We start from the raw sequence: 11,677 nt of genomic DNA, 5'->3' as shown, positions 1-11,677 counted from the left end.
AGTCCGGCTTGACCGCGCTGGAGATCGGCAAGGCCGAGATTCGCCACCAGGGCGGCCGTATCGCCCTACTGGCCTGGGGCAGCATGGTGGCGCCGGCGGTGGAAGCCGGCAAGCAACTGGGCGCTACGGTGGTGAACATGCGCTTTGTGAAGCCGTTTGACGAGGCCTTGGTACTGGAACTGGCCAAAAGCCACGACAGCTTCGTCACGGTGGAAGAAAACGTCATCGCCGGCGGCGCCGGCAGCGCGATCAACGAATACCTGCAAGCGCAGCGGATTTTGATGCCGATCTTGAACATCGGCCTACCCGACCGCTTCGTCGAGCAAGGCAGCCGAGAGGAACTGCTCAGCCTGTGCGGCCTGGATGCCAAGGGCATTTTGGCGAGTATTCAGGCGTTTGATGCTTAATTAACACCGGAGCGAAAATGGAACGATTAAAACATAAAATCCGCGACATTCCCGACTTTCCAAAACCGGGTATCGTTTTTAAAGACATCACGCCGTTAGTCAAAGATCCGAGTGCTTTGCGGTTGGCCGTGCACCAATTGCTGCACCCTTTTCTGGGGCGCGACATCACTGCTGTTGCCGGCATGGAAGCCAGGGGGTTTATTTTTGGTGCGCTGGTAGCCTGGGAATTGGGCGTGCCTTTCATTCCGCTGCGAAAGCCCGGCAAACTGCCTTACGACGTGCAAAGCGTCAGTTACGACCTGGAATACGGCTCGGCAGAGCTGGAAGTACATATCGATGCCGTCGATCAAAATGATAAAGTGCTGTTGATCGACGATTTGCTAGCCACCGGCGGTACTGCCAAGGCCAGTTGCGAGCTGATCGAAAAGCTGGGCGCCAGCGTAGTCGCGTGCGCTTTTGTAGTGGAATTGGATTTTTTGGCGGGCAGGGAACTTTTAAAAGGCTACGAAGTGCATGCCTTGGTGCATTACTAATATTGCCAAAGCCCTTTGCTGATAGACATAAAAAAGGCGCCGCAGGCGCCTTTTTTGTTTTTTATCGATGTCAGCGACGACGTTTATAACGCCTTTTCTCGCTGATTGTATCCATTTTAGCCGAGGCTTGTTCGAACTCTAATAGTGCATCGTCGAACGATTTTGACATGCTATCGAAGGCTTCAACGGTAGCATTCTCGGTTTTTAACGTTTCCGAGGCAAGTTTGTCCTGGGTGTCAACCGGATCAGAGCCCGTTTTTATTTTTTTTTTTGATGCCGAAGCCATCTGGCCGTCATCTTCCATGGCTTCGTCGATATCCAGATCAAAAGTATCGGCATCGGTTTTGCCGTCGTTAATCAGGTTATTACGGTATTGCAGAAAGGATTCCCGGGTAAATACGTAGGGGTCCAAGGCCGCTTCGTCGATAAAATTCAAAGCGCCTTCCGCATTGGCACGCTCATTGATACCTTCGATAATACCCGTGCCCGGCACATAGCTGCCGGGATTGGCGGCTTTGTCCAAAACAATCCCGCCGCCATCGCGCAAGGTGGTGGGTCCTAAAACAGGCAATACCAAATAAGGGCCTTGATTGACCCCCCAAACCGCTAGAGTTTGACCGAAGTCTTCCACATTTTGCTGTAAGCCTAAATCCGTGGCCACATCAAACAAGCCCAACAAGCCGATAGTGGAGTTCGTGGTAAAGCGGCCCAAATCCGATGCGCTTTGCTCAAACTTGCCCTGCAATAAGTCGTTCAGCACGACATTAATGCCTTTCAAATTATTGAAAAAATTGGTTACGCCCGTTTGCATGAAATTCGGGGTAATGAACTTATAACCATCGGCGACGGGTTTTAATAAATACTTATCCAGCCCCATGTTAAAGCCGTACATGGACCGATTAAACCTCTCATAAGGATCAACGGGAGTAACAACAGGCGCCGAAACATCCGTAACGGCAACCTGAGACTCAGTGCTAGCACACCCAGTTACCGATAAAGCGCCTGAAAACAACAGCGCAAAATAGAAAGATGCTCGGCTTTTAGCGTGATAACTAAGGGTATACATTAAATTTCAATTCCTGACAGACTTATTGTTTAGCGTAACTTTCAATTTTTTCGTTGATTTTGGCAATCAGTTTATCAAAGCCTTCACGGTTTAAAACGCTAGTGTAGTCCGAACGCTTCAAAGCCAAATCGCTGACTCCGTCCGCTATTATATTAATAATCTGCCAACTATCGTCTTTTTTCTTCATCATATAGTCGAACTTGACATCTTTCTCGCCCGGAATTTTCAAGTTGGTATGTACCACCACGCCGCCCCGGCCGGTTTCCTCTTCCGAAACAAAACTAAACGATTCGCCGGAAAACTCTTTAAAATTATGCGCATAGGCGGAAACGCTGAGCTCGCTGAACACTTCTTCCAGTTTTGCTTGCTGTTCGGGCGTCAACTCCTCCCATTGTTTGCCGACCACAATCCGGGCAATTTTAGGCAAATCATGGCTCTTTTTGACCGCGGCGTCCAACTTGTCGTAACGGCCCTTGAAGCCCAATTCCTTGCCTTGTCTCATGACATCAATAAGCTGGTCCTGAAAGGCTTCCACAACTTGGCGAGCGGTCAACTCCTCCGCCATGGCCAGCGACGAAAGACAAAAAACCATCAAAAAACTAAAGCCGAAATAAATTTTTCTTAACATAGTCATTATCTATATCGTGTAAAGGAACAAAGACTGTTCGGAACCAGTGCTCAGGATTCGATTTTTACCGGGATATCGGCGATAGAACTCTTAACGCTCGCCGCAAACTGCGGAACCGGCTCAACCACCATATCGCCCGACGTTTTAGGTCCGCGTATGCTGGTCCACAAGGCTTTCAGAGGATGAGCCAGGGTGTCTTCAACCGCGGTTGCTTCATATCCGCAATGCGCCATGCAGTTAGCGCATTTAGGATTTTTCACGGTACCGTATTTGTCCCAAGGCGTGGTGTCCAGCAGTTCCTGGAAAGAGCTGGCATTTCCTTCGTCCGCCAGCAAATAGCATGGCTTCTGCCAGCCGAATACGTTACGGGTAGGGTTGCCCCAAGGCGTGCAATTGTAATTTTGGTTGCCGGCCAGAAAATCCAGATATAGCGAGGAATGATTCAATTTCCATTTGCGGTCTTTACCGATTTTGAAAATGCCGCGGAACAGATTTTTGACATCGACACCTTTAATAAAGACATCCTGCTTCGGCGCGCGCTCATAGCTAAAGCCCGGAGCGATGGTGACGCCCTCAACCCCCAGTTCCATCGCGTAGTCCAGGAATTCCGCCACCTCATCCGGCGTTTCGCCCTGAAACAGGGTGCAATTCACCGTCACTCTAAAGCCTTTGCTTAAGGCCAGCTTGATGGCTTCCACGGCAATATCGAACACGCCTTCTTGGCATACGGAAGCATCGTGGCGGTCTTTTGAGCCATCGAGATGCACGGAAAAAGTAAGGTAAGGCGACGGGGTGTAATCGTTGATGCGTTTGCGCAACAACAAGGCGTTGGTGCAAAGATAAACAAATTTTTTGCGGGCGACAATCCCGGCGACAATCTGCGGCATTTCCTTGTGTATCAGCGGCTCGCCGCCGGGGATCGAAACCATGGGGGCGCCGCATTCATCCACGGCATCCAGGCACTCCTGCACGGACAGGCGCTTATCCAGAATATCGTCCGGATAATCGATCTTGCCGCAGCCCGCGCAAGCCAAATTACATCTGAATAAAGGCTCCAGCATCAACACCAAGGGATATTTTTTTGCACCCTTTAATTTCTGCTTAATCAGATAACTACCTACGGCCAATTGCTGACGTAAAGGAACACTCACGGCTTACTCTCCAAAACTCTAAATCACCCGGCCAGACCATTGTCACAAAAAAACAACAATAGAAAAAGCCCCAAAATCAAACACTTCAGACCACGTCTGCTAATACGGCAAGCAAGGCAGCGCATTAAAAGGAAGATCGAACTGTTGCTAGAATACTACTTTTTTAGCGGCCGCTCCAGTTTTAATAATAAAAAACAACAATTCCTTATTTGGCGCATGCGGCGCCGTGCGTTAAATGCTACATCTATCCAGGGTATTTCCCCACTCGCAATAACAGAAATATCTTTAATAAACAACAATAAGAGCGGCATACTCGACTTAAAATATCAGCAATGCCGGCCAAAAATAGAATCCGCACAAAACGGCATTTGCAGTAAAACAACATCGCTTTGCAAAACACCAACAAACAGTCTATCATTGAGTTAACGATTTAGCTGGCTATCAAAAGCACATGAACGGACCTCAACCACTCACTGAAAACCTGCAATCACTTGCAAAATTAGCCGATGACGAACTGCAGGCGGTATTGCTTGAAGGCGTTTCGCGCACGTTTGCGCTCACCATTCCGCAACTGCCGGAAAAGTTATACCACGCCGTTGCTAACGCCTACCTGCTGTGCCGCATAGTCGATACTATCGAAGACGAAGTTTCGTTAACGGCGGAGCAGAAAAAACATTTCTGCGGCGGGTTCATTCGAATCGTCAAAACCGGTCAAGGCGCGGAGGCTTTTGCCGCCGAATTGGCCCCCTTACTATCCGAACAGACCATTCCGGCCGAACACTGCCTGATTCATTTAATTCCGCGCGTCATTGCCATCACCCATACCCTGGACGCGGCGCAAATCGAAGCGCTGGCCGCTTGCGTTGAAACCATGGCAAACGGTATGCCCGTCTACCAAGCTCTGGACTTGCACGCCGGCCTGAAAACCCTGAAAGACATGGACGACTACTGTTATTACGTGGCCGGATGCGTCGGCGAAATGCTGGCCAAATTGTTTTGCCACTATTCGCCGCAAATCAACGCCCATCGCGACGAGCTGTTAAAGCTGTCGGTTTCCTTCGGACAAGGCCTGCAAATGACCAACATCCTGAAGGATATTTGGGACGACGCCAAGCGCGGCGTATGCTGGCTGCCGCAAGATATTTTTACCGAAACGGGTTTTGATCTGGCCGACCTTACCCCGGAAACCGACGACGACCGCTTCCGCCAAGGCCTGGAGCATCTGATCGGCATTGCCCACGGCCACTTACAGAATGCGCTGAGTTATACCCAACTCCTGCCTAGCCACGAAACCGGCATCCGTAACTTTTGTTTATGGGCCCTAGGCATGGCGATTTTGACCTTGAAAAAAATCAAGCAAAACCTGAGTTTCAATGAGTCCGACCAAGTCAAAATCAGCCGCAACAGCGTCAAAACCACCATTGCCGTCTGCAAACTGACCGCGCGCAACAACCTGTTGTTGACGTTGATATTCAATCTCACCAGCCGAGATTTAAAAACTCCGGGCTGGCGGTATTTACCCAAATCGCACACTGGACAATAAGGAATCACCATGTTTACCGAATCCCCTATAGATACCAGCAGCCCCGACATGCACAACAACAATGCCACCTCAAACCGGCAATCCAATAGCGGCCTGAACGCGGCCATCGAGCGCGCGCAAAGCAAACTGCTCAGCCTGCAAAATCCCGCCGGTTACTGGGTGTTCGAACTTGAGGCCGACTGCACCATCCCGTCCGAATACATCATGATGATGCATTACCTGGACGACATCGATGAAGCCCTGCAGAGCAAAATCGCGGTTTACCTGCGTAGCCGCCAATCCGAAGACGGCAGCTATCCTTTGTTTACCGGCGGCCCCGGCGACATCAGTTGCAGCGTTAAGGTGTATTACGCCTTAAAAATGGCCGGCGATGCTATTCACGAGCCGCACATGAAACGCCTGCGCGAATGGATTTTGAGTCAAGGCGGCGCCGCGCGCGCCAACGTCTTCACCCGGATTGCGCTGGCTATTTTCGAACAATTGCCTTGGCGCGGGGTCCCTTATATTCCAGTTGAAATCATGTTGCTGCCGTCCTGGTTTCCGTTTCACCTGGATAAAGTCTCGTATTGGTCGCGTACCACCATGGTACCGCTTTTCATTCTGTGCACATTGAAGGCCAAAGCCAAAAATCCGCGCAACGTCGGCATTCTGGAATTGTTTGTCGTGCATCCGGACGAGGAAAAACACTATTTTCCGGAACGTACTTTACTGAACAAAATGTTTTTAGGACTGGACATCTTGGGCCGCATTACCCGGCCGCTGATTCCGGAGCGCGTCACCAAACGCGCTATTCAAAAAGCCGTGGATTGGTTCACCGAGCGCCTGAACGGCGAAGACGGCTTGGGCGGTATTTTTCCGGCCATGGTCAATGCCTACGAATCCATGCTATTGCTCGGCTTTCCCAAAGACCACCCGAACGTCTTGATTGCCCGCCAGTCCATCGATAAATTGCTGGTGGTTAAAGACGACGAAGCCTATTGCCAACCCTGCCTGTCCCCGGTTTGGGATACCGCACTGGCCAGCATGGCATTGCTGGAAGCCGACAAACAAGGCAATGCCGCCAATTTGAGCAAAGCCTACGGCTGGTTGAAAAGCGTGCAATTAGCGGACGAACCCGGCGATTGGCGCGTCAGATGCCCGAACTTGGCCGGCGGCGGTTGGGCATTCCAGTTTGCCAACCCGCATTATCCTGACGTGGACGACACCGCCATCGTGGCGTTCTCCATGGCTGAATCCGACCAAACCGGCCTGGACGAATCCATCCACCGCGCCACCCGCTGGATCGTCGGCATGCAATCGAAAAACGGCGGCTACGGCGCGTTCGATGTCGACAACACCTATTACTATCTCAACGAGATTCCGTTTGCCGATCACGGTGCGTTACTGGATCCGCCCACCGTGGATGTCAGCGCCCGTTGCGCCATGCTGATGGCGCGGGTCTCGAAAGACCACGCCGAGTATTTGCCGGCCTTGCAGCGCACTATCGATTATATCCGCGGCGACCAGGAAGCAGACGGCTCCTGGTTCGGCCGCTGGGGTACCAACTATATCTACGGCACTTGGTCGGCGCTGTTGGGGCTGGAACAAACCAGTTTGCCGAAGACCGATCCGATGTATACCAAAGCCGCGGCATGGCTAAAAAGCGTGCAACGCGAAGATGGCGGCTGGGGCGAAGACAATCTCAGCTACCACGACGACAAAAAATTCCGCGGCCGTTATCACTTCAGCACTGCGTTCCAAACTGCTTGGGCAGTGTTGGGCCTGATTGCCGCGGGCGAAGTTCGCAGCCCGGAAGTCAAGGCGGGTATCGATTTTCTGCTGCGTACGCAACAAGCTGACGGCGTCTGGAACGATCCTTGCTTCACCGCGCCGGGTTTTCCACGGGTGTTTTATCTGAAATATCACGGCTACGATAAATTTTTCCCACTCTGGGCGCTGGCCAGATACCGTAACGAATTGGCTAAATAGTGAGCCGTATTCCAACCGATTTACCGGATGCATTCAATGCCGGCGCCCGCGTCGGCATTGTTGTTGCTCTGCCGGAAGAACTAGCCACCCTGACCGCAAGCAAACTCAAGCCGGGAGAATGCTGCCGGGTGGGGGCCCATTGGGTGGCTTATGCGGGCGCTGGTTTCCGCAATGCCGCCGCTGCCGCGCAATTGCTGGCCGGCAAAGGTATCCACTGTTTGATCAGTTGGGGATGCGCGGCGGGTTTAGCCCCCGATATGAAACCGGGCGACCTCTTGTTGGCCTCGCAAATCGATAACGGAATCAGGCAATTCGATACCGATAGCCGGTTTTCGGCATCGCTGCGGCTAAGCTTGCCGGTCAACATGACCGTGCATACCGGCAAATTGTATAGCTGCGATCGGCTGATCGGCGGCAGCCAGGAAAAACAACGCCTCCATCAACAAACGCAAGCGATGGGGTTGGACATGGAAAGCGCGGCCATTGCGGATTTTGCCTTTCGCGCGAACCTGCCTTTCATGGCCGTCCGCAGTATTGCGGATCCGGCCAGTCAGACATTGCCCACTGCCGTCATTCAGGCGTTGAACAACCAGGGCCGGGTCGAGTTGCTCAAACTGCTGCGCTACCTGTTTTGGCATCCGTTCGAAGTGAAAGCGCTGATTCAATTGGGCCTGCATTTTCATGCCGCCCAAAAAACCTTAAAACTCGCCGCCCGGGGACTGAGCAGCCAAGCGTGCTTCCGCCCCGAACCGGCGAATTGAGCCTTTATGCACAAGCGCTCGTTTTTATACTTATTTTCTGCCGCGCGGATTTAACCCCGCGTCCGCACACATTCACGAGGTATTACATGTCTTTTAGCATTGCCGAGCTTTTTAACCAGCATTTTGAGGAAAAGTTCGATTTACACGAACATTATCTTAACAACCAAATGGTGCGGGTGCTGCGCACCATCGGTTACGACAGAAACTACAAAAAAGCGGTCGGCCAATATCTTTACGACGAAGACGGCAACGAATATCTGGACTTATTGAGCGGTTTCGGCGTGTTTGCAATGGGGCGCAACCATCCGACCATTATTAAAGCTCTGCAAGAAACCCTGACACTGGAACTGCCAAGTCTGGTGCAGATGGACGTATCGTTATTGAGCGGTTTGCTGGCCAAGGAAATTCTGGCCACCTGCCCGGACAATCTGGAAAAAATGTTTTTCTGCAACTCCGGCACCGAGGCCGTCGAAGCGGCCATCAAGTTCGCCCGCTACACCACCAAGCGCTCGCGCATCGTGCATTGCGACCACGGCTATCACGGCTTGACCATGGGCTCGCTGTCGCTGACCGGCGAACACATCTTCCGCGAAGGCTTCGGTCCATTGTTGCCCGAATGCACCTCGGTGCCGTTCAACGACTTGGCGGCGCTGGAACAGGCATTGAGCGGCAAGGACGTGGCGGCTTTCATTGTCGAACCCATCCAAGGCAAGGGCGTCAACATTCCGGACGATAACTATCTGCCGGAAGTCGAACGTTTGTGTAAAAAATACGGCACCCTGTTTGTCGCCGACGAAATCCAGACCGGTATCGGCCGCACCGGCAAATTCTGGGCCATCGAGCACTGGGGCGTCAAACCCGACATGATTCTGATGGCCAAAGCCTTGTCCGGCGGCTTCATACCCGTCGGCGGCGTAGCGATGACCACTCATATCATGGACACCGTGTTCAATCGCATGGATAGAGCCGTGGTGCACGGCTCGACCTTCTCGAAAAATAACATGGCCATGGCCGCCGGTTTGTCCGCGTTGCATGTGGTTCACGAAGAAAAACTGGTCGAAAACAGCGCCAAGGTCGGCGAAGACATCATCGCCACCATCAATGCAATGGCGCCGAAATACGAATTCCTGAAGGAAGCGCGCGGCAAGGGCTCGATGATCGCCATCGAATTCCAGTCGCCGAAAAGCCTGGGCCTGAAAGCGGCCTGGGCCATGCTGGAAGCGGCCAACAAAGGCCTGTTCTGCCAGATGATTCTGATCCCGCTGTTCAAGGAGCACCGCGTGCTGGCGCAAGTAGCCGGTCACGGCATGAATGTGGTCAAATTTTTACCGCCCCTGACGCTGACGCAAAAAGACCGCGACTGGATTGTCAATTCCGTGGAAAAAACCATCGCCGATACCCACAACGTTACCGGTTCTATCTGGACGCTGGGTAAAAACCTGGCCGGCCACGCGTTAAAAAACAAAAAGTAAGGAGAAACTCTGATGCGCTATTTGAAGCTTGGTTTGTTGGCATTGGCATTGATTGCCAGCCCCGGCGTGTTCGCCCACGCGGTAGTCACCCATAATTCGCTGCAACTGAAACCGGTGCCGGTCAATCAGGCCAGCCAAGTCGAGTTGTCCTTCAATTCCAAAGTGGAGCTGGATTTGTCGGAAGTTTTTCTGGTCAGCGCCGGCGACAAAATGCAAACCATTACCGCCACGCCCGGCGCCAAACCGGGCCAGGTCATGCTGGAACTGCCCGCATTGGCGCCCGGCGAATATGCCATTAAATTGAAAATCTTCGCGGCCGACGGCCATTTGAGCGAAGACTTGTTGCGTTTTTTCGTTAAAGAGCCTAAATAAACCTTATGGAAGGCATTGCAGATTATCTGGATTCCCTGATCGGCGGCGTCGATCTGACTTTTTATTCCATCGCCATCGGCGGTTTGTTGTGGGGCTTATTCGTATTGCGGCCCTGGGACGACGACACCCATTACAATACCACCTTGCTGGAAAAAACCGTCAACCTGATTCATTTCGGTAGTAAGGCGCTGGTATTTACGCAACTGTCCAAAATCGGCCTGAAAATCTGGTTGATGGCGGTAACATTGGGTAAATCGCCGTTTCCGGCTTTTTTCAACACCGTACAATTTCAAGCCGGCATGGCCCGCGCCGCTTCGGCTTTCGCGCTGTTTTTGTTCATCAAATACGCGTTGAAGCAAAATTACCGTTCCCAAAAGCATTGGATACTGGCGGCCGCCACCATCCTGCCGTTGGTTATTTCCGCCGCTTGGCTGGTGCATGGCGCCAGCCGCCTGGAAGATCGAGGTTTGCTGATGACCTTGACCGTCAGCCACCAGATTGCCGCGGCAGCCTGGGTTGGCGGTATTTTTCAATTGCTGGCGATATGGCGTTTAAAAAAGCAAAATGCCATTGCGATTGAATTGTGGCCGCTGCTTCTGAAACGATTCGCTATCATCGGCTTTGTCGCGGTTGGCGCTTTGATTGTTACCGGCACGCCTTTAGCTTGGTATTACATTCGCACGTTCCAAGGCTTCATAGGCGCCGGCTACGGCAATTTGCTGATGGTCAAAATCATGATGATGGGCTTAGCCCTGGGCTTTGCCTGGATGAACCGTCAGGCCGTGGAGGACTATTTCAGCAGCCGCAGCCTTTATGTATTAACGGCTCGCGTGCCTTATTACATTGAAGCGGAAACCTTAATTCTGCTGACGATTTTGTTCACCGCCGCCAGCTTGGCCTCGCAACCGCCCGCCGTCGACATCCCGCATCTGACGGCCTCGGTTGAAGAAGTCTTGAATATGTTCCACCCCAGGGTACCGCGCTGGGAATCGCCGACCCACGAAGCCTTGCTGGCCGGCGAAGCCGGACGCGTAGCCATCGTCGGCCAAATTCCTTCGGAGGCGGCCACGGCGTGGTCGGACTACAACCACAACATCTCCGGCATATTCCTGACCACAATGAGCTTTTTCGCCATGCTGTCGTATTCCAGCCGCTTCCACGGCTGGGCGCGATTCTGGCCGGTCGGCTTCATGGCCCTGGGAATATTTTTGTTTTTCCGCAGCGATGCGGAAAGCTGGCCGCTCGGCCCCATCGGCTTTTGGGACAGCACCTTCAACAACGGCGAAGTGCTGCAACACAGGATCGCTACCTTACTGGTCTTTATCCTGGGCATGATGGAAGTGCGCGCCCGCATCAACAATAATCAAGGCATGCTGCCCTATTTTTTTCCGATTCTGGCGGCTTTCGGCGGCATGATGCTGCTGGCGCATTCGCATGTCGGCTTCGAAGCCAAGACCGCATTTTTGATCCAGGTCGGCCACACCCTGATGGGGGTGTTTTCCCTGATTCTGGCCTGCGGACGCTGGCTGGAGCTTAAGCTAGACTCGCCCGGCAAAAATATTGCCGGCTTTATCTCAGTGTTCGCCCTGTTTCAGATTGGCGTCATCCTGATGTTCTATCGCGAACCCTTGTACTGATTATGAACCTGAAAAATCAATATTCATTACTGAAAAACATCCACAGTCCCGCGGACGTCAGAGCGCTCGCGAAAGACCAGTTAAAACCGCTGGCGGATGAGGTACGCGAGTATCTGACCCATACGGTCAGCATTTCGGG

12 protein-coding genes are annotated in these 11,677 nt (G+C 52.6%); 9 read left to right on the top strand and 3 right to left on the bottom strand.

Annotated elements, in window-relative coordinates; translation table 11 throughout:
* A partial coding sequence (locus NP596_RS16785; RefSeq protein ID WP_305891802.1) for a transketolase C-terminal domain-containing protein occupies positions 1 to 407 on the top strand: 407 nt, incomplete at its 5' end.
* 17 nt (positions 408 to 424) lie between these two features.
* The gene (locus NP596_RS16780; protein ID WP_256616542.1) at positions 425 to 940 is read left to right on the top strand and encodes an adenine phosphoribosyltransferase; all 516 of its coding nucleotides are present in this window, start codon (positions 425 to 427) and stop codon (positions 938 to 940) included.
* 70 nt (positions 941 to 1,010) lie between these two features.
* Here NP596_RS16780 and NP596_RS16775 read toward each other — a convergent pair whose 3' ends face one another.
* The 3 genes from NP596_RS16775 to hpnH form a co-directional block, all read right to left on the bottom strand.
* On the bottom strand, positions 1,011 to 1,832 hold the full coding sequence (locus NP596_RS16775) for an MlaA family lipoprotein (protein WP_371927968.1): 822 nt from the start codon (positions 1,830 to 1,832) through the stop codon (positions 1,011 to 1,013).
* 196 nt (positions 1,833 to 2,028) lie between these two features.
* Entirely contained in the window at positions 2,029 to 2,634 is a 606-nt protein-coding gene (locus NP596_RS16770; RefSeq protein WP_371927967.1) for an ABC transporter substrate-binding protein, read from the bottom strand.
* Between the two features lie 50 nt (positions 2,635 to 2,684).
* On the bottom strand, positions 2,685 to 3,785 hold the full coding sequence (hpnH, locus tag NP596_RS16765) for an adenosyl-hopene transferase HpnH (RefSeq protein WP_256616539.1): 1,101 nt from the start codon (positions 3,783 to 3,785) through the stop codon (positions 2,685 to 2,687).
* A gap of 451 nt (positions 3,786 to 4,236) precedes the next feature.
* Here hpnH and NP596_RS16760 point away from each other — a divergent pair, with 451 nt between their 5' ends.
* From NP596_RS16760 to NP596_RS21935, 7 genes are all read left to right on the top strand, one after another.
* Positions 4,237 to 5,328, top strand: coding sequence for a phytoene/squalene synthase family protein (locus NP596_RS16760; RefSeq protein WP_256616538.1), 1,092 nt, complete (start codon positions 4,237 to 4,239; stop codon positions 5,326 to 5,328).
* A gap of 9 nt (positions 5,329 to 5,337) precedes the next feature.
* The gene (shc, locus tag NP596_RS16755) at positions 5,338 to 7,296 is read left to right on the top strand and encodes a squalene--hopene cyclase (RefSeq protein WP_256616537.1); all 1,959 of its coding nucleotides are present in this window, start codon (positions 5,338 to 5,340) and stop codon (positions 7,294 to 7,296) included.
* Positions 7,296 to 8,057, top strand: coding sequence for a phosphorylase family protein (locus tag NP596_RS16750; RefSeq protein ID WP_256616536.1), 762 nt, complete (start codon positions 7,296 to 7,298; stop codon positions 8,055 to 8,057). Before shc ends, NP596_RS16750 begins: the two co-directional genes overlap by 1 nt.
* Positions 8,058 to 8,143: 86 nt before the next feature.
* Positions 8,144 to 9,529 (top strand): aspartate aminotransferase family protein, encoded by a 1,386-nt coding sequence (locus NP596_RS16745; protein WP_256616535.1) that lies wholly within the window; start codon positions 8,144 to 8,146, stop codon positions 9,527 to 9,529.
* A gap of 12 nt (positions 9,530 to 9,541) precedes the next feature.
* The gene (locus NP596_RS16740) at positions 9,542 to 9,901 is read left to right on the top strand and encodes a copper resistance CopC family protein (protein WP_256616534.1); all 360 of its coding nucleotides are present in this window, start codon (positions 9,542 to 9,544) and stop codon (positions 9,899 to 9,901) included.
* A gap of 5 nt (positions 9,902 to 9,906) precedes the next feature.
* On the top strand, positions 9,907 to 11,538 hold the full coding sequence (locus NP596_RS16735; protein WP_256616533.1) for a CopD family protein: 1,632 nt from the start codon (positions 9,907 to 9,909) through the stop codon (positions 11,536 to 11,538).
* 2 nt (positions 11,539 to 11,540) lie between these two features.
* The coding region (locus NP596_RS21935) for a 1-deoxy-D-xylulose-5-phosphate synthase N-terminal domain-containing protein (RefSeq protein ID WP_305891803.1) at positions 11,541 to 11,677 on the top strand (137 nt) is incomplete at its 3' end.

The organism is Methylomonas rivi (assembly GCF_024505165.1).
In the GTDB taxonomy this organism is placed as follows: Bacteria; Pseudomonadota; Gammaproteobacteria; order Methylococcales; family Methylomonadaceae; genus Methylomonas; species Methylomonas rivi.
The sequence above is the reverse complement of the archived record's forward strand: the minus strand, read 5'-3'. Positions and strand labels throughout refer to the sequence as shown.